This window comes from Streptomyces lunaelactis, from assembly GCF_003054555.1.
Lineage (GTDB): Bacteria > Actinomycetota > Actinomycetes > Streptomycetales > Streptomycetaceae > Streptomyces > Streptomyces lunaelactis.
Genome location: NZ_CP026304.1, coordinates 5,318,179 through 5,339,783, shown reverse-complemented (window position 1 = coordinate 5,339,783; position 21,605 = coordinate 5,318,179). Strand labels below are relative to the sequence as shown.

General features: G+C 70.2%; 22 protein-coding genes. 13 read left to right on the top strand and 9 right to left on the bottom strand.

The genetic code is table 11. The annotated features are described in order from the left end of the window. Positions 1-18: 18 nt before the first annotated feature. A complete protein-coding gene (locus tag SLUN_RS24740; protein WP_108151773.1) occupies positions 19-603 on the bottom strand; it encodes a hypothetical protein in 585 nt (194 codons plus the stop codon). 382 nt (positions 604-985) lie between these two features. Then, the gene (locus SLUN_RS24735; protein ID WP_108151771.1) at positions 986-2,611 is read right to left on the bottom strand and encodes a beta-N-acetylhexosaminidase; all 1,626 of its coding nucleotides are present in this window, start codon (positions 2,609-2,611) and stop codon (positions 986-988) included. 176 nt (positions 2,612-2,787) lie between these two features. Between SLUN_RS24735 and SLUN_RS24730 the strand changes: the two genes are divergently transcribed. The 6 genes from SLUN_RS24730 (at position 2,788) to SLUN_RS24705 (ending at position 7,688) form a co-directional block, all read left to right on the top strand. Further along, positions 2,788-3,393 (top strand): 2-oxo-4-hydroxy-4-carboxy-5-ureidoimidazoline decarboxylase, encoded by a 606-nt coding sequence (locus SLUN_RS24730; protein ID WP_108154919.1) that lies wholly within the window; start codon positions 2,788-2,790, stop codon positions 3,391-3,393. Between the two features lie 167 nt (positions 3,394-3,560). Further along, the gene (sdhC, locus tag SLUN_RS24725; RefSeq protein WP_108151769.1) at positions 3,561-3,941 is read left to right on the top strand and encodes a succinate dehydrogenase, cytochrome b556 subunit; all 381 of its coding nucleotides are present in this window, start codon (positions 3,561-3,563) and stop codon (positions 3,939-3,941) included. 8 nt (positions 3,942-3,949) lie between these two features. Then, a complete protein-coding gene (locus SLUN_RS24720) occupies positions 3,950-4,435 on the top strand; it encodes a succinate dehydrogenase hydrophobic membrane anchor subunit (protein ID WP_108151767.1) in 486 nt (161 codons plus the stop codon). Positions 4,436-4,455: 20 nt separating this feature from the next. Beyond that, positions 4,456-6,210, top strand: coding sequence for a succinate dehydrogenase flavoprotein subunit (sdhA, locus tag SLUN_RS24715; protein WP_108151765.1), 1,755 nt, complete (start codon positions 4,456-4,458; stop codon positions 6,208-6,210). Then, on the top strand, positions 6,210-6,977 hold the full coding sequence (locus SLUN_RS24710; RefSeq protein ID WP_108151763.1) for a succinate dehydrogenase iron-sulfur subunit: 768 nt from the start codon (positions 6,210-6,212) through the stop codon (positions 6,975-6,977). Before sdhA ends, SLUN_RS24710 begins: the two co-directional genes overlap by 1 nt. 171 nt (positions 6,978-7,148) lie before the next feature. Beyond that, positions 7,149-7,688: a hypothetical protein gene (locus SLUN_RS24705; RefSeq protein WP_108154918.1), complete on the top strand. Its 540-nt coding sequence runs from the start codon at positions 7,149-7,151 to the stop codon at positions 7,686-7,688. On the opposite strand, the gene SLUN_RS24700 is transcribed toward SLUN_RS24705, so the two are convergent. Further along, the gene (locus SLUN_RS24700; RefSeq protein ID WP_108151761.1) at positions 7,661-7,852 is read right to left on the bottom strand and encodes a hypothetical protein; all 192 of its coding nucleotides are present in this window, start codon (positions 7,850-7,852) and stop codon (positions 7,661-7,663) included. The genes SLUN_RS24705 and SLUN_RS24700 overlap by 28 nt on opposite strands. Before the next feature lie 116 nt (positions 7,853-7,968). On the opposite strand from SLUN_RS24700, the gene SLUN_RS24695 reads away from it, so the two are divergent. Then, positions 7,969-10,464 (top strand): DUF4132 domain-containing protein, encoded by a 2,496-nt coding sequence (locus SLUN_RS24695; RefSeq protein WP_108151759.1) that lies wholly within the window; start codon positions 7,969-7,971, stop codon positions 10,462-10,464. Here the strand turns inward: SLUN_RS24695 and SLUN_RS39590 are convergent. Beyond that, positions 10,443-10,610, bottom strand: a complete 168-nt coding sequence (locus SLUN_RS39590) for a hypothetical protein (protein ID WP_159100317.1) — start codon at positions 10,608-10,610, stop codon at positions 10,443-10,445. The genes SLUN_RS24695 and SLUN_RS39590 overlap by 22 nt on opposite strands. A gap of 84 nt (positions 10,611-10,694) precedes the next feature. Here SLUN_RS39590 and SLUN_RS24690 point away from each other — a divergent pair, with 84 nt between their 5' ends. From SLUN_RS24690 to SLUN_RS24680, 3 genes are read left to right on the top strand one after another with little or no spacing between them, the layout of a single operon-like run. Continuing rightward, positions 10,695-11,138, top strand: coding sequence for a hypothetical protein (locus tag SLUN_RS24690; RefSeq protein WP_108154917.1), 444 nt, complete (start codon positions 10,695-10,697; stop codon positions 11,136-11,138). A 5-nt stretch (positions 11,139-11,143) separates the two neighbouring features. Continuing rightward, entirely contained in the window at positions 11,144-11,551 is a 408-nt protein-coding gene (locus SLUN_RS24685; RefSeq protein ID WP_108151757.1) for a thiol-disulfide oxidoreductase DCC family protein, read from the top strand. An 11-nt stretch (positions 11,552-11,562) separates the two neighbouring features. After that, a complete protein-coding gene (locus SLUN_RS24680) occupies positions 11,563-12,333 on the top strand; it encodes a TetR/AcrR family transcriptional regulator (protein ID WP_257153789.1) in 771 nt (256 codons plus the stop codon). Positions 12,334-12,384: 51 nt separating this feature from the next. On the opposite strand, the gene SLUN_RS24675 is transcribed toward SLUN_RS24680, so the two are convergent. Further along, positions 12,385-14,835 carry an MMPL family transporter gene (locus SLUN_RS24675; RefSeq protein ID WP_108151753.1) on the bottom strand — a complete coding sequence of 817 codons (2,451 nt, stop codon included), beginning with the start codon at positions 14,833-14,835 and terminating at the stop codon, positions 12,385-12,387. Between the two features lie 159 nt (positions 14,836-14,994). Here SLUN_RS24675 and SLUN_RS24670 point away from each other — a divergent pair, with 159 nt between their 5' ends. Both SLUN_RS24670 and SLUN_RS24665 read left to right on the top strand, forming a co-directional pair. Beyond that, the gene (locus tag SLUN_RS24670) at positions 14,995-15,681 is read left to right on the top strand and encodes a response regulator transcription factor (RefSeq protein WP_108151751.1); all 687 of its coding nucleotides are present in this window, start codon (positions 14,995-14,997) and stop codon (positions 15,679-15,681) included. Continuing rightward, positions 15,678-17,216 (top strand): sensor histidine kinase, encoded by a 1,539-nt coding sequence (locus tag SLUN_RS24665; RefSeq protein WP_108151749.1) that lies wholly within the window; start codon positions 15,678-15,680, stop codon positions 17,214-17,216. Before SLUN_RS24670 ends, SLUN_RS24665 begins: the two co-directional genes overlap by 4 nt. Positions 17,217-17,278: 62 nt before the next feature. Here the strand turns inward: SLUN_RS24665 and SLUN_RS24660 are convergent, their stop codons facing one another. Both SLUN_RS24660 and SLUN_RS41475 read right to left on the bottom strand, forming a co-directional pair. Then, on the bottom strand, positions 17,279-18,613 hold the full coding sequence (locus tag SLUN_RS24660) for a metallophosphoesterase (RefSeq protein WP_108151747.1): 1,335 nt from the start codon (positions 18,611-18,613) through the stop codon (positions 17,279-17,281). A 20-nt stretch (positions 18,614-18,633) separates the two neighbouring features. Next, positions 18,634-18,885, bottom strand: coding sequence for an SCO4848 family membrane protein (locus tag SLUN_RS41475; protein ID WP_254708809.1), 252 nt, complete (start codon positions 18,883-18,885; stop codon positions 18,634-18,636). A 121-nt stretch (positions 18,886-19,006) separates the two neighbouring features. Here SLUN_RS41475 and SLUN_RS24655 point away from each other — a divergent pair, with 121 nt between their 5' ends. After that, positions 19,007-20,218 (top strand): D-alanyl-D-alanine carboxypeptidase family protein, encoded by a 1,212-nt coding sequence (locus SLUN_RS24655; protein WP_503461802.1) that lies wholly within the window; start codon positions 19,007-19,009, stop codon positions 20,216-20,218. Here SLUN_RS24655 and SLUN_RS24650 read toward each other — a convergent pair. Together SLUN_RS24650 and SLUN_RS24645 are read right to left on the bottom strand one after the other, a co-directional pair. Beyond that, positions 20,187-21,140, bottom strand: a complete 954-nt coding sequence (locus SLUN_RS24650; protein WP_108151743.1) for a YihY/virulence factor BrkB family protein — start codon at positions 21,138-21,140, stop codon at positions 20,187-20,189. The genes SLUN_RS24655 and SLUN_RS24650 overlap by 32 nt on opposite strands. Beyond that, positions 21,128-21,544, bottom strand: a complete 417-nt coding sequence (locus SLUN_RS24645; RefSeq protein ID WP_108151741.1) for a GtrA family protein — start codon at positions 21,542-21,544, stop codon at positions 21,128-21,130. Before SLUN_RS24645 ends, SLUN_RS24650 begins: the two co-directional genes overlap by 13 nt. Positions 21,545-21,605: the final 61 nt, after the last annotated feature.

Genomic DNA, 21,605 nt, shown 5'->3' with positions numbered 1-21,605 from the left:
AACGCCCCACGCAGCGCGTCAGCGCTTGACGCGCGCCCGCCGCGAAACGACCGCCCGCAGCACCCGCTGCCCCTCGGTCGACAGTTCCAGCACCTGGCGCAGCCCGACGCCGCCCTGCGCGTCCGCCAGGATCTCCAGGATCTGGACCTGGCGGCGCAGTTCACCGGCGACGAGCGGACCCGTGCCGCCCGGCTCGCCCTCGCGGCAGCTCTTGAGCACCTCGACGACATCGGCCGCCGCCGGCTCACCGTCGCCGTGGCCGGAGTCGAGGCGGTAGTGGAGCTCGAGCGCGGCCACGGAACAGTCGTCCGCCCACTCGCGCAGCGGGTCCGCCTCCCACTCGGACGGCGCGGCGCCCAGCATCTGCCGTACGAGAGCGGCGGCTTCGTCCTCGACGGCCGCGCCCTCCATGGTCTCCCTCGCCTCCCCGAGGCGTACGGACCAGTCGTCCTCGCCCTCCACCAGACCGGCCCACAGCGGGCGCAGCGCGTCGGCCTCGGACGCCAGCAGCGGCAGACAGCGGTCCAGGCACGCGAGCCCGCTCGCCGCCAGGCCTCGCTCATCCGCCTGTGCGATCAGTTCCCTCAAGCTCTTCGATGCCACCGGACGCCTCCCATCGCGGACGCAGTACTTCCCCTTACTGCGCCCCGTGGCTCAATTCCGTCACTCCCACGAGCCGGAAACCCGGCCCTTCCAGGGACCGGAGCAAAAGCTCCCCGACAGGGGCCTCGGGCCGCTTGGCGCAAAGTACCCCCTTCGGCGGTGCGGCCGCCATGGTTGTGCGGAGCTGACAATTCCCGTGCACCGGGACATCAATTACGCGCCACTCGCACATATTTACGCCACAGCTCTGTTACATTCCGCGCACCCGGAACTCGGTCCGTGGAGCGCCCTGTTGGGGACGGCCGTTGCTCCGGCCCACCGCGGTACGAGCCCGCGGACGATATGCCGCGGACGGTCACGCCGTCCACCAGGAATCCGCTGCTCAGCGCAGCTGTCCCGCCAGCTGCTCGAAGCTCTGCCAGCTCCTCGTCGGCTTCCGCGGGTCCCACAGCTTCTGGGCCGTCGCCCGCAGCGGCATCCTGATGCCGCGCGCGATCTGCTCCTGGGTCTGGGACTGGGCCAGGTCGCACCAGATCGCGAACCGGCCTCCCAGGATCTGGTCCGAGTACTGCTTCGGCACCGCCTGCGTGCCGCGCAGCACCAGCGGGGTCCACTCCTCGTAGATCCGGCGGCCGGTGGGGTAGGCGAAGTCGTTCGGCTCGCCGAGGACGTAGTACAGGTACTCGTCGTTCACGTTGACCAGCCGACGGCCCTCGCGCAGATACTCCAGCGGCGGCCGCGCCCCGATCTCCTTGCCGGTCCAGTACTCGACCTCGATGTCCTTGTCCGCGGTGACGACGCCGTTCCGGAAGAAGCCGTCGTTCCAGGCCTTGAGCTTCCGGCCGAGGGGGCGCAGTACCGCCGCGCGGTCGTTGACCCAGGCGGTCGCGAGGTCCTGGACCCGCGCGTTCGGCCCGTACTTCTGGCGGGCGAGTGCCGCCAGCTGCGGGAAGGAGGCCTCCGGATTCTTCCGGGTCAGCGCCTGGTACTCGTCCCCGCCGAGATGCCAGTGCGCGCCGGGGAACAGTTCCGCGTACTCGCGCAGCAGCTCGTCCACGAGCTCCGCCGACGCGGGCTGCCCGATGTCGATCGCCCCGCGCACGGACGCGCCCGCCGCGTCCCGCAGCCGGAGCTGCGGATGCGCGGCCAGCACCGCGCCCAGGTGGCCCGGCGAGTCGATCTCCGGGATGACCGTGATGTGCAGCCGGGCGGCGAGGGCCAGGATCCGCCGGACCTCGTCCTTGGTCAGATGCCGGCTCGAGACGATCTCGGGATGGGTGTCCGATGCGATACGGAAGCCCTGGTCGTCCGAGAAGTGCAGACCGAGCTGGTTCATCTTGAGGTCGGCCATCTCACGCAGCCGGTCCTCGATCCAGCCCGCGGTGAAGTGCTTGCGGGCGATGTCGACCATCAGGCCGCGCTGCGGCCGGTCGGGCGCGTCCCGTACGACTCCTTCCGGCATGGCGCCACCGGACCGCAGGGCCTGCTTCAGCGTCCGCGTCCCGTAGAAGACGCCTGCCTGGTCGGGCCCGGAGACCGTGACCCGGCCGCCGCGGGTGAGGACGGTGTACGACTCGGGCCCGCCCTTCGAGGAGGGCGCGAGCGCCAGCTGGACGTCGCCCGCGCGGGCGGGGACGGCGCCCCGGTAGCCGAGCTTCAGCTCCTGGGCGAGCAGCTGCCCCTCGTCGGCGAGCGCCTCGCTGCCCTTGGCGACGACGACACCGCCGCCGCTCCCGGGCCGCCAGCCGGGCCCGCGGGCCGCCTCGTGCGTGCGTACGGCAGGAATGGTCTGCGGCGCCTTCGACAGGGCGTACGTCCTGGTGGGCGAGGGGGATGGAGCGACGGCCGCTGGGGACTTCGGGTCGCTGCCCGCACCGACGCCGGTTCTGGCGGGTTCACCGCTCGAGCAGCCGGTCAGCGTCATCGAGAAGGCCGCGGCCGCGGCGACGATCGCACCTGTTGCCCGCGCGCGCCGCCCAAAGTGCCGTGTCACTCGGATACCTCCCATATGTGGTGCAACTACGGCGAAGCACCCCCACTATCGTCCATCACCGGAAACGAAACTCTCCCGTCCGGGTGAAATTCGCGCATCCGTCGGACAGCTCCCGCCGCGCGTCGATAGCGTTGCGTACCATCCATCTCTTCCTTCTCAGCCGTTCCGCTGTCCTTTTCGAGGAGCCCACGCTGTCCAGCGAATCCCACGCCGGCCTCCCGAAGCGACCGCCGACACCCCACCACACTCCGCGGACCCCCGGCCCCTCGGCCATACCGCCCCACCTGCCCTCCCAGCGTCGCGGCTCGCCCGGCCTCGCGCACTTCAACACCGCTCCCGCCGAGATCGCCGAAGCCACCCTGCTCGCCTGCTGCGGCAGCCGCCGCTGGGCCCTGCGCATGGTCGCCCACCGGCCCTACCCCGATCTCGACGCCCTGCTCGCGGCCTCCGACGAGGCCGGTTACGACCTCGCGCCCGCCGACCTCTCCGAGGCACTCGCCAGGGAGTCCTCCGCCGGACCGCACCCCGGCGCCCCCCAGACCGCGCACACCGCCCTCTCCGCCGCCCACGCCGCGTACGAGAGCCGCTTCGGCCACGCGTTCGTGATCAGCCTCGACGGCTACCGCCCCGGCGAGTACCTCGACCAGGTACTGGCCGGTATCCGCACCCGCCTCACGCACGATCCGGACGAGGAGCGGGCCGTCTCCGCCGAGGAGCTGCGCGGCCTCGCCCGCTCCCGACTGGCGCATGTAGTGGCCAACCATCCGGAATCAGACGTCGCAGGGGCTTCCCGATAGCCCGTCCGAGGCTGTTTGATTGCCTGTTTGATCACACCTGTGGACCCCGGGCGAACGAACCGACAAGTCGTCGCTACGATGGCCGGGGCCGGTGGACCGTACCCGGCCGGGCCAGACCGACCCCCCAAGCCGGCAGGCCCCAATCCCCGCTCCCGGAGGGTTCTTCCGTGCCGGCTGGAACGCTGTACCGCGGCCGGGAAGGAATGTGGTCATGGGTGGCTCATCGAGTCACCGGCGTCCTCATCTTCTTCTTCCTGTTCGTACACGTGCTGGACACCGCTCTCGTCCGCGTCTCCCCCGAGGCGTATGACGATGTGGTCGCCACGTACAAGACGCCGATCGTCGCGCTGCTCGAATACGGCCTGGTGGCCGCCATTCTCTTCCACGCGCTCAACGGCCTGCGTGTCATCGCTGTGGACTTCTGGTCCAAGGGCCCGCGCTACCAGAAGCAGATGCTCTGGTCCGTCCTCGCCATCTGGTTCGTGCTGATGGTGGGCGCCCTGTACCCGGTGCTCGGCCACGCCGTCCGTGAACTGTTCGGGAGCTGACGCGAGAAATGTCCGCTGACACCTCTTCCGTGATCGGTCCCGTCGAGGGCGCCGAGTCTGTGCGCCTGTTCGACACCGACAACCCGGCCCCGTACATCGAGGCGCCGCGCAAGCGCACCAAGAAGACCCCGAAGTCGACCCGCGGCAACTTCGAGATGGCCGCATGGCTCTTCATGCGCCTGTCCGGTGTCGTCCTCGTCGTCCTCGTCATCGGCCACCTGCTGATCCAGCTCGTGCTCGACGGCGGCGTCTCCAAGATCGGCTTCGCCTTCGTGGCCGGCCGCTGGGCGTCCCCGTTCTGGCAGACCTGGGACCTGCTGATGCTGTGGCTCGCGATGCTGCACGGCGCCAATGGCCTGCGTACCGTCATCAATGACTACGCGGAGCGCGCCAACACGCGTCTGTGGCTCAAGGGCCTGCTGTACACCGCCACGGTGTTCACCATCCTTCTGGGCACGCTGGTGATCTTCACCTTCGACCCGAACATCCGCTAAAGCCGGGGCTGACGAGACCAATGAAGATCCATAAGTACGACACCGTCATCGTCGGCGCGGGCGGCGCCGGCATGCGCGCGGCCATCGAGTCGACCAAGCGCAGCCGTACCGCCGTGCTGACGAAGCTGTACCCGACCCGCTCCCACACGGGCGCCGCGCAGGGCGGCATGGCCGCCGCGCTCGCCAACGTGGAGGAGGACAACTGGGAGTGGCACACCTTCGACACGGTCAAGGGCGGCGACTACCTGGTCGACCAGGACGCCGCCGAGATCCTGGCGAAGGAGGCCATCGACGCGGTCCTCGACCTGGAGAAGATGGGCCTGCCGTTCAACAGGACGCCGGACGGCACCATCGACCAGCGCCGCTTCGGCGGCCACTCGCGCAACCACGGCGAGGCGCCGGTCCGCCGGTCCTGCTACGCCGCGGACCGCACCGGCCACATGATCCTCCAGACGCTGTACCAGAACTGCGTCAAGGAGGGCGTGGAGTTCTTCAACGAGTTCTACGTCCTGGACCAGCTGATCACCGAGGTCGACGGCGTCAAGAAGTCGGCGGGTGTGGTCGCCTACGAGCTCGCCACCGGCGAGATCCACATCTTCCAGGCGAAGGCCGTCATCTACGCCTCCGGCGGCACCGGCAAGTTCTTCAAGGTGACCTCCAACGCGCACACGCTGACCGGTGACGGACAGGCCGCCTGCTACCGGCGCGGACTGCCGCTGGAGGACATGGAGTTCTTCCAGTTCCACCCGACGGGCATCTGGCGCATGGGCATCCTGCTGACGGAGGGCGCCCGTGGTGAGGGCGGCATCCTCCGCAACAAGGACGGCGAGCGCTTCATGGAGAAGTACGCGCCGGTCATGAAGGACCTCGCGTCCCGTGACGTCGTGTCCCGCTCCATCTACACCGAGATCCGTGAGGGCCGCGGCTGCGGTCCGGCGGGTGACCACGTCTACCTGGACCTGACCCACCTGCCGCCGGAGCAGCTGGACGCCAAGCTCCCGGACATCACCGAGTTCGCGCGTACGTACCTCGGCATCGAGCCCTACACGGACCCGATCCCGATCCAGCCGACCGCGCACTACGCCATGGGCGGCATCCCCACGAACGTCCAGGGTGAGGTCCTCGCGGACAACACCACGGTCGTCCCGGGTCTGTACGCCGCCGGTGAGGTCGCCTGCGTCTCGGTGCACGGCGCCAACCGTCTGGGCACCAACTCGCTGCTGGACATCAACGTCTTCGGCAAGCGCTCCGGCATCGCGGCCGCCGAGTACTCCGCGAAGCACGACCATGTCGAGCTTCCCGAGAACCCGGCCTCGCTGGTGGAGGAACTCGTCGAGCACCTGCGCAACTCCACGGGCAAGGAGCGGGTCGCCGCGCTGCGCCTGGAGCTGCAGGAGTGCATGGACGCCAACGTCATGGTGTTCCGCACCGAGCAGACGATCAAGACCGCGGTCGAGAAGATCGCCGAACTGCGCGCGCGGTACAAGAACGTGTCCATCCAGGACAAGGGCAAGCGGTTCAACACCGACCTGCTCGAGGCCATCGAGCTGGGCAACCTGCTCGACCTGGCCGAGGTCATGGCCACCTCCGCCCTGGCGCGCAAGGAGTCCCGCGGCGGTCACTACCGCGAGGACTTCCCGAACCGCGACGACGTCAACTTCATGCGCCACACCATGGCGTACCGCGAGGTGGGCGACGACGGCAGCGAGTCGATCAGGCTCGACTACAAGCCGGTCGTCCAGACCCGCTACCAGCCGATGGAGCGTAAGTACTGATGGCTACCCCGACCCTGGACAAGGTGGACAAGGCCGAGGCCGGCTTCGCCGACTCCCCGTACATCACGGTCACCTTCCGGATCCGCCGCTTCAACCCCGAGGTCTCCGACGAGGCCCAGTGGCAGGACTTCCAGATCGAGATCGACCCCAAGGAGCGTGTGCTCGACGGTCTCCACAAGATCAAGTGGGAGCTCGACGGCTCGCTCACCTTCCGGCGCTCCTGCGCGCACGGCATCTGCGGCTCCGACGCGATGCGGATCAACGGCAGGAACAGGCTCGCCTGCAAGACGCTGATCAAGGACCTCAACCCGGAGAAGCCGATCACGGTCGAGGCCATCAAGGGCCTGACGGTCCTCAAGGACCTGGTCGTGGACATGGAGCCGTTCTTCCAGGCGTTCCGCGATGTGATGCCCTTCCTCATCACGAACGGCAACGAGCCGACGCGTGAGCGTCTGCAGACCGCCGAGGACCGCGAGCGCTTCGACGACACCACCAAGTGCATCCTGTGCGCCGCGTGCACGTCCTCGTGCCCGGTGTTCTGGAACGACGGGCAGTACTTCGGCCCGGCGGCGATCGTCAACGCGCACCGCTTCATCTTCGACTCGCGTGACGAGGCCGGGGAGCAGCGCCTGGAGATCCTCAACGACAAGGACGGCGTGTGGCGTTGCCGCACGACGTTCAACTGCACGGACGCCTGCCCGCGCGGTATCGAGGTCACCAAGGCGATCCAGGAAGTGAAGCGCGCGCTGATCACGCGTCGCTTCTGATCCACCTGGCACCAGGACACGCACTGGGGCCCCGTCTCTCCTTTCCGAGCGGCGGGGCCCTTCGCTGTACCAGTTCGTCCACAGGTTCGCTCACGGGTTCACCCGTCGGGGCGATACCTGGCAGGATCAGGTGCGTCTGACATGAGGCAGCAGGAAAGCGGGGACGAGAGCATGAGCGAGCCGAATCCGTACGCGGACGGTGAGTACAAGTGGGGGCCGACACAGCCCCCGGGGACGCCGGCGTACGGCTACCCGAATCCGAATCCGGCTCCCGGGTACGGCTACCCCAACCAGGGCTCCCAGTACAGCGAGACGCAGTCGGCTCTCCCCATCCCGGCGGCCGGTGCGCTGGCTTCGATGGGCGGCGCGCCGCTGGTGTCGATCGGTGACATCACCGTCATGGGCGACTCGATCGTGACGCCCGCCGGCACGCTCCCGCTGCGGGGTTCGGTGTGGAACGCCACCGACATGTCGCACACCGAGGAGAAGATCCCGACGCACGCCATCGTTCTGGCGATCGTCTTCTTCCTCTTCTGCCTGCTGGGTCTGCTCTTCCTCCTGATGAAGGAGAAGAAGACCACGGGATTCATCCAGGTCACGGTGACCAGTGGCGGCAAGCACCACTCGACGATGATCCCGGCACACGGTCCGCACACCTTCCAGCAGGTCATGGGCCAGATCAACTACGCGCGGTCGCTCAGCAGCATGTAGCGCTCACAGGTGACCTCGGTGGCGCTGCCGAGCTCGAGCTCCTCGTCCAGCTCCTCGATCTGCCGGTCCCCCACCAGCACCAGGAAGCCGTTGCGCCCGAACGCCTCGACGGCGCGCTCGTAGGCGCGGCCGGCGTCCTCGCCGTCCACGGTCTCCTCCAGCACTCGAGCGAGACGGCGGCCCGGGTGGCGCCCCACTGCTCGCGGCGCCGGGGCCGCCCGGGCCGTTGTCAGTGGCGCGCCGTAACGTCGGGAGGAGGCTCGGGGAGGGGACCGGCACGATGACGGCGATGACGGACGGCCTGGAGAGCAGGCTGTACGAGGCGGGGTGGCGGGAGCGCACGGGCGAGGGTCCGCCGGTGCGGGAGCTGCTGGAGTCGCTGGAGGAGCCGGAGCAGCGGGAGGCCGCGCTCTGGTTCCACCAGTACGTCATCGACGGCGGCGTGGACGACGTCAGTCTGGGGGTGCTCGACTGGGCGGCGGCGCAGCGGCTCGACTGGAATGCGCGGCAGGCCGACGAGCTGCTCGGGCGGCTGGCGGGCAAGCGTGCGCAGGTCGATCTGCTCACCCTGCTGGGGGCGTTCGTGCCGCTGGTAGGACCCGCGCTGGCGGCGGCCCGCACGGCCGGGGAGTACGACCGGGGGCTGGTGCGATCGCTGCGCCGATGGCTGCTCTTCACGGGGGGCCGGCCCGAGAGCATGCGGGAGCAGCTCGACGAGCTGGCGGGGACGGAGCCTGACGCCACCGGGCTGTCGGACGAACTGCTCGACGCCTTCGATGACTACGGACCTGCGATGCGAGCCGCCCACGGCGCGCTGCTCGCCGCTCCTGGCGTCAACGACCTCCTGTGGCACTGCATGCGCCAGGACAAGGTGCGCGCCACCAAACGGTGGCGCAAGGAGGCGGCGACGCTGGTGAACCGCGCGGAGGGCGGTCCCGACGTGGTGCGGGCGCTGCTGGAGGGGATGGCGGGGCAACGGGAGCATCATCCGTTGGCGGCGCCCACCTGGGTCGGCCGGTACACCGTGCCGGGGATCGCGGCGGAGGGCAACACCCGGCTGCTGCGCGGGCTGCTGTGGGCCGCCGCGGACGTAGAGGCGGACTGGGTGGTGCCGGCCGTCGGCGCGGTGGCGCTCAACGCCGGCACGGGGACGGGCGGTTCCGGCGGTGACTGCCGCAGCGGCAGGATGGCCACGACCGCGGTCGCCGTCCTCGGCGACTTCGGCGGTGCGCAGGGCGGGCCGGCCGTCGACTGGCTCGGCAGACTGCAGCACAAGATCCGCAACCGCACGGTGGTCAAGGGCGTCTCCGCCTCCCTGCAGGCTGTCGCCGAACGCGCTGGAATCACCCCGTCGATGCTCAGGGAACGGGCCGTGCCGTCCGTGGGCCTCGATGCGCGCGGCATCCGCGAGCAGCCGCTCGCCGACTACACCGCGGTGCTGTCGATCACCGCCTCCGCGGCGGCCACGCTCTCCTTCCGGGGGCCGCAGGGCCGGGTGCTGAGGTCCGCACCGAAGGCGGTCCGGGAGGAGTTCGGCGAGCAACTGACCGATATTCGCGGTGCGTTGAAACAGTTGCGTGCCCTGATGCCGGTCGAGCGCTGGCGGCTCGAAGAGCATCTGATGGCGGGCACCCGCTGGGCGACCGGGGACTGGGAGCAGTACTACATCGACCATCCGGTGACCGGCGCCCTGGCCCGCGCCCTGATCTGGGAGATGAGCCGCGACGGCGGCGAGCGGTGGAGCGCGGGCCTGCCGGAGCGCATGGCGGGCGGCTGGGCACTGGCCGCGGCCGACGGCACGGCGCTCCCGGTGACGGAGGGGGCGCTGCTGCGGCTGTGGCATCCGGTGGGCGCGGAGGCCGAGGAGACAGGCGCCTGGCGCGAGGAGCTCGCCGACCGCGAGCTGCGTCAGCCGTTCAAGCAGGCCTTCCGCGAGGTCTATCCGCTCACCCGGGCCGAGGAGGCGACCCGCACCTACTCCAACCGGTTCGCGGGTCACATCCTGCGCTACCCCCAGGCGAAGGCGCTGATGGTGGAGCGCGGCTGGACGGGCAGCCATCTGGGGTACGGCGACGCAAACGCGGCCGAGATGGTGCGGGAGCTTCCCCGGGCCGGTGACCTCCCCACGTCCGAGGGTGAGTTCTGGCGCGCCAGGTTCCATGTCGAGCTGGTCGAGCGGCGCGATGCGGATGGCGGGCTCGCGTCGCTCTGCTCCACGGACCAGGTCCGCTTCGAGCGGCGGCGCGGGGCGCGCGGGCCGTGGGAGCGGGGCGACCTCGTCGACGTACCGCCGCTGGTGCTGACGGAGGCGATGCGGGACGCGGACCTGTTCGTGGGTGTTGCGTCGATCGGTGCGGATCCGCAGTGGCGGGACCGCGGGGCGGAGCGCGCGTACGACGGCTACTGGAAGAGGTGGGCGTTCGGCGAGCTGACCGAGTCGGCGCGGATACGGCGGGAGTCGCTGGCCCGGCTGCTGCCGCGGACCCGGATCGCGGACCGCGTGGAGCTGACGGACCGCTTCCTGCGGGTGCGCGGCGAGCTCCGTGCGTACAAGATCCACCTCGGCTCGGGCAACATCCTGATGGAGCCCAACGACGCCAATCTCTGTGTCGTGGTGGACCGTTCGGCGACGGGCGAGAGCCGGGAGCGGCTCTTCCTGCCCTTCGAGGAGGACGGCGGACTGTTGTCGGTGATCATCTCTAAGGCGTTCCTGCTGGCGGACGACACGAGGATCACCGACCGCACGATCACCGCTCAGATACGCCGGGACGGGTAAGGCGGGGACGGGTAAGGCGGGTTCTCGGCGAGGAAGCCGAGGAGCAGCGCGGTGGTTTCGTCGGGCCGCTCCAGCGAGGGCAGATGCCCGGCCCGGTCGGGACCCGCTCGCGGCCCCAGGCCCTGGCCGGCCTCGGCGCCGCGCATTCCCCAGACCGCTTGAACATGTTCAAAAGGAGGTCTACAGTCCATGACAACCAGCTTTTGAACATGTTCAAGGGAGGGTGGGGCATGGACCTCACTGTCGTCGCGTATGTCATCTACCTGCTGATCAGCGTCGCGCTCACCATCTGGGTGGCCCGCACGCTCAGCCGGAACGGACGGATCTTCCTCGCCGACGTACTGCAGGGGAACGAGAAGCTCGCCGATGCCGTCAACCACCTTCTGGTGGTCGGCTTCTACCTGGTGAACCTGGGCTTCGTCGCCCTCTACCTCAAGGCGGCCGACGCCGTCGCCGACGCGCGCGGGCTCTTCGAGGCACTCTCGGTGAAGATCGGCGTCGTCCTGCTCGTCCTCGGCGTGATGCACCTCGGCAACGTCTATGTCCTCAACAAGATCCGCCGGCGCGGAGTGATGGAGCGCGAGCAGATCCCGCCGGTGCCGCCGCAGGGCTGGACGGGCCCCGGCGGGCAGGGCCCCTGGGCCGCGCCCGCCGCCGGTCCCGCCGGGGCGTGAGCGCGATGAGCACCCCGGTCCGGGGACTGACCGTCCTGTACGACGCCCAGTGCTCCCTCTGTGTCCATCTGCGGAGCTGGCTGCTGCGGCAACGGCAGCTCGTACCGCTGGACCTGGTGCCCGCCGCGTCCGACGAGGCGAAGCGCAGGTTCCCGCGCCTCGACCACAGCAGGACCCTGCGGGAGATCACCGTCATCGGCGACAGGGGCCAGATCTACACCGGGCCCGCCGCCTGGGTCGTCTGCCTCTGGGCACTGGCCGAGTACCGGCCCAGGGCCCACTGGCTCGCCACCCCGGCCGGGCAGCCGTTCGTACGTGTCACGATGCTCGCGGCGGCCAAGTACCGCGAGGCGACCGCGTCGGGAGCGGCCGCCGGTACGCCCTGCGACGAGCGGTGCTCCGTCCCCGGTTAGGCTCGGACACCGTGACTGAAGTGAAGGCCCCCAAGAGCGAGCAGACCCGCACGCTCATCCTCGAGACCGCGCTCCGGCTCTTCCAGGAGCGCGGTTTCGACAAGACGACGATGCGGGCCATCGCCCAGGAGGCCGGGGTATCGGTAGGGAACGCGTACTACTACTTCTCCTCCAAGGAACACCTCGTCCAGGGTTTCTACGACCGGATCGCCGCCGAGCACGAGGCGGCGGTCCAGCCGGTTCTGCACGGCGACCCGGACCTGACGGCGCGGATCCGGGGCGTACTGCTGACCTGGCTGGACATCGCGGAGCCGTACCACCGCTTCGCCTCGCAGTTCTTCAAGAACGCCGCCGACCCGGAGAGCCCGCTCAGCCCCTTCTCGCCCGACTCGGTCGCGGCACGCGAGGCGGCGATCTCGATCCACGAGCGGGCGCTCGCCGGTTCGGACACCAAGACCGCGCCCGAACTGGCCGAACTGCTCCCCCACTTGATGTGGCTCAACCAGATGGGGCTTGTGCTCTTCTGGGTGTACGACCGGTCGGAGGGTGCGGAGCGCAGCCGCCGTCTCGTCGAGCGGACCGCGCCGATCGCGGCCCGGGTGATCGCGCTCTCCCGTTTCCGGGTGCTGCGGCCGATTGTGCGGCAGGTGCATGACGTACTGGAGGAGTTCATGCCGGGCGCCATCACGCGCAAGCCGAAAAGTGAATCCGGCGGATCCGCGGAGTCCGGCGCATTCACAAAGTCCACAAAGTCCGGAGTGTCCGGAGAGTCCCGGGAATGACGAACACCCCAGCCGGAGCCGGGGTGTTCAACGATCCCGTTCATCGATCCCTCAGCGGCTCACTCCCGCGTCCGACAGCACCACGTCGTGCACCAGCGGATCACCACCGATCATGATGTGCTTCACCCACGGGTCGCGGATCCCCGCCGTCGCCGCCAGCAGATACGCACCCCCGGCCGGCGCGGACAGGATGTACGACCCGTCAGCCAGCGACTCCACCCGGTCGACCTGGCGGCCGCCCGGCGAGACGAGCGTGAGCACCGCATCCCCGACCGGCTCGCCCAGCTCCGTACGGACGAAGCCGTGCACCACCGATCCCCTGGCCGGCGGCTCGGCCCGCGGGCCCGGCACTGCCGCCTGATTCGCGGCCGCCGCCTCCGGCGCGTCCTCCCGCGGCTCCACCGCCAGATGCGGCAGCCGCTTCTCCAGACCCGCCGGCAGCCACCAGTTGGACCGCCCCAGCAGATGCATCGCCGCCGGCACCAGCGCCGTACGCAGGATGAACGCGTCCAGCGCCACAGCCGCCGCAAGGCCGATGCCCGCCATCGCGCCCTCCATGTCGCCGCTCAGCACGAAGGCGCTGAAGACGCAGATCATGATGAGCGCCGCGCAGTTGATGACCCGGCTGGTCTCGGCGAGACCGACCCGTACCGCCCGCGCGTTGTCCTTCGTGTGCACCCACTCCTCGTGCATCCGGCTGACCAGGAAGACCTGGTAGTCCATGGAGAGCCCGAAGAGCAGCGACAGCATGATCACCGGGAGGAAGGCGGTGATCGGGCCCTCCTTGCCGAGGCCCAGCGCCTCCGCTCCCCAGCCCCACTGGAAGATCGCGACGAGCACACCGAACGAGGCCGCGGCCGCGATCAGATTCATCAGCGCCGCCGTCAGCGGAACGACCAGCGACCTGAAGGCGATCAGCAGCAGCAGGAAGCCCAGCGCGATGATCGTCCCGATGAAGTACGGCAGCCGCTCGCCGGTCACCTCCGCGAAGTCCTTGAAGATCGCGGTGACTCCGCCGACATGGACCACCTCACCCGACTGCGGGATCACCTCGCCGCGAAGCCGGTCGATGAGCCGGTCCGTATCCTCGGACTGCGGTGACGTGGTCGGTACGACCTGGATCACCGCGATGTCCGAGTCCGGCGGCGAGGGCAACGCGACGACCTGGGCGACGCCCTCCGTCTGCCGCACCGCCTCCACCAGCTCCCGTACGGCGGCGGGTCCGGCGTCCTGCGCGACCAGTTGCAGCGGCCCGTTGAAGCCCGGCCCGAAGCCTTCGGCGAGCAGGTCGTACGCCTGCCGGGTGGTGGTGTCCTCCTTGTGATTGCCCTGGTCGGTCGCGCCGAGCCGCAGCGTCAGTACGGGGATGGCGAGCGCCGCCATCACCACGAGCGCGACCAGCGCGATCGACTTGGGGCGCTTTTGCACCTGCGCGGACCAGCGGGCGGCGGCGCCGTTCGACTCCACCGACTCCGGGCCGTCAGCGGCCAGCTTGCGCCGCTGCCGCCTGCTCAGCACCCGCATACCGAGGACGCCGAGCAACGACGGCAGCAGCGTGGTCGCGGCCAGCACGCTCAGTACGACGGTCAGCGAGGTCGCGATCACCACACCGTCGAGGAAGCGCATGTTCATCACGAGCATGCCGGCGAGCGCGATGCAGACCGTGCCGCCCGCGAAGAGCACGGCACGCCCCGAGGTGTTCAGCGCCGTGACCGCCGCGTCCTCCGGTGCGGCGCCCCGCAGAATGCCCTTGCGGTGCCGGGTGACGATGAACAGCGCATAGTCGATGCCGACGCCCAGGCCGATCAACGAGCCGAGCAGCGGCGCCACTTCCGGCACATCCGTCGCATGGCTCAGCAGCGACGTCGACAGCATCCCGGTGCCCACACCGAAGATCGCGACAACGATCGGCAGCAGCATGGCGTAGAACGAGCCGAAGGCCAGGAAGAGCACGACCGCCGCTGCCGCGATGCCGACCAGCTCGGCCGTGCCGGTCGGCGGCTCCTGGACGCGGGTGATCGCCTGCCCGCCGAGCTCGACCTGCAGACCCCCGCGCTCCGCGTCCTGCGCGGTGTCGACGACGTCCTGGACGAGCTCCTTCGGCACGGCGTTCGCCTGCTCGGCAAAGGTCACCTGGGCGTAGGCGATCCGCCCGTCCTTGCTGATCTGTGCCGCGCCCGCGTCCCCGGCGTACGGGCTCGCGACCTCGCCGACGCCCTTCATGCCCGCGATCTCCTTGAGCGCGGGCTCGATCCGCTCCCGTACCGAACTGTCGCGTACGGAACCCTCCGAGACCCGCCACACCACCGTGTCCTGGTCGCCGGAGCTCTGCGGGAAGGCCTTCACCATCAGGTCGTACGCCTGTGTGGAGTCGGTGTCCGGGAGGCTGAAGCTGTTCGAGTAGTTGGTGCCCGCCGCGCTGCCCGCCGCCCCCAGGCCGAACAGTGCCCCCACCCACAGCACCAGGACCACCAGTCGGTGCCGATAGCACCACCGTGCCAATGCCGCCACGATTCCTGCCCCTTCGTCGATCCGTCTCCCCCAGGCCGGCCTCCAGAATCAGCCGCGGACGCGGCCGGTGGCGTGTCGCGGCCATGACTCTCAAGGAATTCCAAGACAGCGACCGGCCCCTCGTGCGGCGTACCGGCCGATACTGGGGACATGAACCACGAGGGAGCGACCGTGCTGGTGGTCGAGGACGAGCCGAGCATCGCCGACGTCCTCGCCATCGCACTCCGCTATCACCGTTTTGAGGTGATTACGGCCGGAAGCGTCCGGCAGGCGCAGCAGTTGGCCGGGCAGACGCGCCCCGATGTGGCGCTCCTCGATGTGATGCTCCCGGACGGCGACGGGCGGCTGCTGGGGTGTGAACTGCGCGCCGCACACCCCGAGACGGCCGTCGTCTTCCTCACCGCGCGTGACGCCCCGGCCGAGATCGTGGGCGCGCTGGGCTTCGGTGACGACTACATCACCAAGCCCTTCAACGTCGACGAGGTGGTGGCCCGCATTCGCGCCGTACTGCGCCGGACCAGGCCGGACGACGTACTGCCGGTGCGGCCGCCGCTGCGGTACGGCGATCTGGAGCTGGACGACGCCACATACGCGGCGTGCCGGTCGGGCCGTTCCGTGCAGCTGACGCCCACCGAGTACGCGCTGCTGCGTTTCCTCGTGCGCAACGGCGGGCGCATCGTGCCCAAGGAGCAGTTGCTGCGGCATGTCTGGCAGTACGAGCACCAGGCCGAGTCGACCGTCGTCGAGACCTACATCAGCTATCTGCGCCGGAAGCTGGAACCCCTCGGGCCGCCACTGATCACCACCCGGCGGGGCGTCGGATACGGAATCGCATGATCCGCCTGCCCGGCAAGATCGCCCGCACAGGGCCCAGGCGCTGCCGCCGCGGCATCCACTCGCTGCGCGCCAAGCTGACCATCGTGAACGTCTGCCTGCTGGCCCTCGGCATCGTCGCCGCCACCGCGGTCAGCCTGATGGGCATGCGGCACTACCTCCTCGAACGCGTCGACGCCGAGCTGCTGATGAGCCGCAACGCCCTGGGGCGCTCGGGCTTCACCCAGAAGGAGATCGACTCGCTGAGCGCCATCGGAGCGCTGCGCGAACAGTTCATGCCGGACGCGTCCGGAGCGGGCAGCCTCCCGCGTTCTTCGACGGTCCTCGTCGCCCTCGACGCCGACCACAGGCCGATCGCCTTCGCGCAGGTCCCTCCCACCGGACGGCAGCTCGAACTGGCCGACGCCGTCGACGATCCCGAGGCGCTCGCCGCGTCCGCCGAGGCGGACGATGTGAGCCTCGGGTCCGATCCGTACCGCGTGGTCGGCACCACCCTCGCCGACGGCTCGATGGTCCTGATGGCAACCGACACCGGTGCCGTGCACTCGGGCATGAAGAAGGCCCTGAAGCTGGATCTCGCGCTGGGCACCATCCTGTTGACGTTCCTCGCCGTCGCCACGATGCTCGGCACCCGCCACCGGCTGCGGCCGCTGGAGGACATGGTGGAGACGGCATCCGCCATCGCGGAGGGCGATCTGACCCGGCGGGTGCCGGCCGGACACGATCCGGTCACCGAGATCGAGCAGTTGCGGGTCGCCCTCAACTCCATGCTCCACCAGGTCGAATCGGCCTTCGAGACCCGCGAGAACAGCGCGGCCCAGCTGCGCCGCTTCGTCGCGGACGCCTCGCACGAGCTGCGTACGCCCCTGTCCGCGATCCGCGGCTATCTCCAGCTGTACGACAAGGGGATGCTGCGCGAGCCCGCCGAAAGGACCCGGGCGCTGGCCCGGATGACCGCCGAGGCCGACCGGATGGGACGGCTCGTCGAGGAACTCCTCACCCTGGCCCGACTCGATCAGCATCCCCAACTACGGCTTTGCGCCGTCGACTTGAGCCGCCTGGTGCGGGACGCGGCGGACGATCTGCGGGCGCAGCAGCCGCACCGCCCGGTCGCCGTACGGGCCGAGGGCGCGATGGTCGTCCAGGGCGACGAGTCGGGGCTGCGGCAGGTCGTCGGCAATCTGCTGGCCAACATCCGCGCCCACACCCCTGCCGACGCGCCGGTACGGGTGGAGCTGGCGCGCGAGGAGAACGGCGACGGGCCGGCCGGGGGCCAGGTGCGGCTGCGGGTCGCGGACGAGGGGCCGGGCATGGACCGCGAGGACGCCGACCGGATCTTCGACCGCTTCTTCCGCGCGAGCAGCGGTGCGAGCTCCGGCGCGCACAGTGCTCAACCCGTCGGCAGCGGGCTCGGCATGGCGATCGTGCAGGCGGTGGTCGCCTCGCACGGCGGCGCCGTGACGGTGCAGACGGCGCCGGGCGAGGGCCTCGCGGTGACGGTCGCGCTCCCGGCCGCGGCCCGCACGCTCACGCCGTAGGGCCGTACGACTCCGTCTCGGGCCGGCCCGTACGACCGCGGTCGGATCCAGCCGTACCAGGTCTATGCCTGGCGGGACGCGAGCTGTACGACGGTGATGTCGGAGGGGGCGCCGACCCGCACGGGCGGGCCCCAGGCACCGGCTCCCCGTGTCACGTACAACTGGGTGTCGCCGTAGCGTTCGAGCCCGGCGACGGTCGGATTGGCGAGTTCCGCGAGATAGTTTCCCGGCCAGAGTTGACCCCCGTGGGTGTGGCCGGAGAGCTGCAGGTCCACGCCCTGTTCGACGGCGTCGTGGATGACGACGGGCTGATGCGCGAGCAGTACGGAGGCCCGCGCGCGGTCACGGTCACCGAGAGCCTTCGCGAAGTCGGGGCCGTCGCCCTCGCTCTCGCCGGCGACGTCGTTGACACCGGCGAGGTCGAACCCGGCGATCTCGACGCGCTCGTTGCGCAGCGGGCGGAGCCCGAGTTCGCGGACGTGGTCGACCCACTCCTGCGCGCCGGAGAAGTACTCGTGGTTGCCGGTGACGAAGAAGGACCCGTGCCGGGACCGCAGCTGCGCGAGCGGCTCGGCGGCGGACCCGAGATCGGCGACGCTGCCGTCGACGAGATCCCCGACAACGGCGACGAGGTCGGGCGAGGTCGCGTTGATCGAGTCGACGATCCGCCGGGTGTGGGCGCGCCCGAGGATCGGCCCGAGGTGGATATCGCTGACGACGGCGATCCGGAACCCGTGGGCGGCACGCGGAAGTCTGGCGAGCGGCACGGTGACCCGCTTGACGCGCGGCCCGCGCAGCACGCCGTAGGTCCCGTACCCGACGGTCCCGAGGGCTACGGCGGCGGCGCCACCCCCGACGACACGGGACACGAAGAGCCGCCGCGAGGGACCGCTCCGCGGGGGCTCGGGCCGGTCCGCAGGCGCCTCGCCCTGCCCGCCGACGGCCGTACGGATCGCGCCGGTGTCCCCGGCCGCGGCAGTGTCCCCGTCGCCATGCGGCACTTCAGGGGTCCGGGGGGCTTGTCCGCCGCTTTCGGGAACGCGCGTGGTCTTCTCACCCGTCGTCCCGGGCTCCGCACGCCGCTCCAGTACGCGCCGCAGCAGCGGCCGGACGGCCTCTCCCACCACCAGCGCCAGCACCAGGTACAGCAGCACCGCCAGCCACAGATACCCCGGCCAGGCCAGCACCCGCTCCAGCGGGAACGGCGCACCCGCCCGCCCCGACACCAGCGCCCCCACCGACAGCAGCGGAAGCACCCACACCGCCGTGGTGCCCGCCCGGCGGGCAGCACCGCCGGGTGCGGTTGTGTCGCGGACCAGGCGCCGCCATACGTACCAGTGCACCCCGGCGAGCAGAGCGACGAGCACGACCACGACGAGCAGGACGACCACCAGCACAGAACCGCTCCCCTGTTCCGTTATTCCGCGAGTGCTTCGCGACGCAATGCGCGGATGCCGCGCAACCCAATAACGCCGACGACCGTCCCCAGGAGAAACGACGTGATGGCGAGCAGCAGATGCACCCAGAAGTACGAGGTCGGGTCACCCGCATCGTCGAAAGCCAGTCCGCTGCCGTCCTTCGACAGGTTCTTGACGAAAGTGATCCAGATGAACCAGCTCCACACCCCGAATGCGAGCAGGAACCAGGAGACAGGGCGGCTGAGCTTCATGGACTCAGTATCGCGGCCGTCCTCCGGCCGGGTTCCTCGGGGTGGGCTGTCCCGGCGTCACTCTCGGCGGGTCATCGGTCCGATGAGAATATTTTCTGCAAGGCCCTGTACGTTCACGATCGTGTCCGCTTTGAAGAAGACCGCGTTGACGGTCGCTGCCGCCGCGTTGTTGCCCACTCTCGCCGTCGCCCCCGCGTCGGCGGACACGCATGACGACAAACCGGACAAGAAACAGCCGAACCCCCCGGCGTCCATGTCCACGGTCGGCGGAGCCCAGCTCGGCAGGGCCGGCACCCAGGTCAGCCTCGGCCCCGGCGCGCCCGTCCTGCCCAAGGATGTGAGCGGCCGGTCCTGGATCGTCGCGGACGCGGAGAGCGGCGACGTACTGGCCTCGCACAACGCCCACTGGCGGCTGCCCCCGGCGTCCACCCTCAAGATGCTGTTCGCGGACACCGTGCTCCCCCGGCTGCCGAAGACCGAGATCCACAAGGTGGCCCCGCAGGAGCTCGCGGACGTCGGTGAGGGCAGCAGCCTGGTCGGGGTCAAGGAGGACCACACCTACTCCGTCCACGACCTGTGGCTCGGCGTCTTCCTGCGCTCCGGCAACGACGCCGTGCATGTGCTGTCCGAGATGAACGGCGGCGTACCCAAGACCGTCCAGGACATGCAGGCGCACGCCGACGAGCTGCAGGCGCTCGACACCCACGTCGTGTCGCCCGACGGTTACGACGCCAACGGGCAGGTCTCCTCCGCGTACGACCTCACCCTCATCGCCCGCAGCGGGATGCAGAAGAAGGACTTCCGCGAGTACTGCTCCACGGCGAGCGCCAAATTCCCCGGCGAGCAGGTCAAGGGCAAGGCGCGCGAGACGTTCGAGATCCAGAACACCAACCGCCTGCTGACCGGCGACTACGGCATCGACCCGTACCAGGGCATCGCGGGCGTCAAGAACGGCAACACCACGCACGCGGGCGCGACCTTCACCGGTGTCGCCGAGCGCAACGGCAAAGTGCTGCTCGTCACCGTCATGAACCCGGGATCCGACGAGAGCCAGGCCGTCTACAAGGAAGCGGGCCGGCTGCTCGACTGGGGCTTCGCGGCGGCCGGGAAGGTCAAGCCGGTCGGCGAGCTGGTCGCGCCGAAGTCCGTGGCCGCCGCCCCTTCCGCCAACGGCGCCGCGCCGGCCAAGAACGGCGCTCCCGCGAAGACCGTCGCCTCGAAGGCGAGCTCGGGCGGCGTGGGCACCGCACTCGCCGTCACGGGCGGGGTGCTGGCGGTCCTGGCGGCCGGGGTGTTCCTGGTCAACCGCCGCTGGCCGCTTCGCCGCCGCTAGGTCCTGTCCGGTCACCGGGCGGGCCGGCTTCCTCGGCTCGCCCGGCGCTCAACGGCTCCTCGCTCGACGGCTCCTCGCTCGGCGTCGCCGTCCAGGCCGCGCAGAACAGCAGCAGCTTCGCGGTGAAGTTGATCCACAGCAGCAGTGCGACCGGGACGCCGAACGCCCCGTACATGCTCTTCGCCGCGACGTCCCTCATATAGCCGCCGAGCAGCAGCTTGAGCAGCTCGAAGCCGACCGCGCCGATCAGCACCGCCACCACCAGGCGGCGACGCGGCGGATGCACGCCCGGCAGCAGCGTCAGCAGGTACAGCAGAAGCAGGAAGGCGGCGGCGACGGCGATCGCGAGGGCCGCGACCCGCAGCATGACGCCACTGGTTCCGCTGTCGTCGATGCCCAGCCGGTCCGCACTCCAGCCCACCGCGGTGGAGCCGAGCGCGGACGCGGCGAGCGAGGCGAGCGCGGTCGCGCCGAGCCCGAGCAGTACACCCGCGTCCTTGAGCCTGCGGACGACCGGGTTGCCCTGGTCCTCGTCGTCCAGCTCCCAGACGGCGCGCAGACAGTCCCTCATCGACGTGATCCAGCCGATGCCGGTGAACAGCAGCAGCGCGCCCGCGACGAGCCCGACCGTGCCCGCGTTCGCGACCAGGGAGTTGATGTCGAGCTGATCGGAGATGCCGGGCACCTGCTCGCTGATCTTGTTCTCCAGCTTGTCCAGCTGTTTCTGGTCGACCAGCGCGGCGCCGATCGCCGCGGCTACCGTGATCAGCGGGAACAGCGCGAGGAAGCTGATGAAGGTGATCGCGGCGGCGAGCCGCGTCCAGTGCACCCGGTCGAGCGTCTCGTAGGACCGCCAGGCGTGGGTGCGCATCAGCCTGGCGACGAGTGGGCCGATGACGGGGAGCCTGGTCAGCCAGTCCATTTCGTACGCCTACCCTCCACACCGAATACCAGCGTCCGGGTCCCCCAGAATCGCAGGCAGGTGGCGAGGAGCATGCCGACGCCGAGCCCGGAGACCGTGTCCGCCCCGGCCGACTGGAAGCCGAGGACGTAGTGCGAGACGGCGAGGCAGAGCAACTGCACACCCGCGCCCGCCAGATTGACGCCGAAGAAGACGGCGTACTCCCGCAGGCCGACGCTTCTGCGCCGGTACGTCCCGAGCGCGTTGCCCAGGTACGCGACGGTGCACCCGGCGAGGAAGGAGAGGGCCTTGGCGGTGAGCGGGTCCATGCCGAGGGGGCCGCGCAGCCGGCTGAAGAGGGCGAGATCGACGGCGTACGCACAGCCCCCGACCAGGACGAACGAGGCCAGTTCGGGCCTCTTCACACGCTCGGCCGGGCGGCGCCGGGCCGGGCGGAACCCGCGCGGGCCCCTGAGCCCGCGCGGG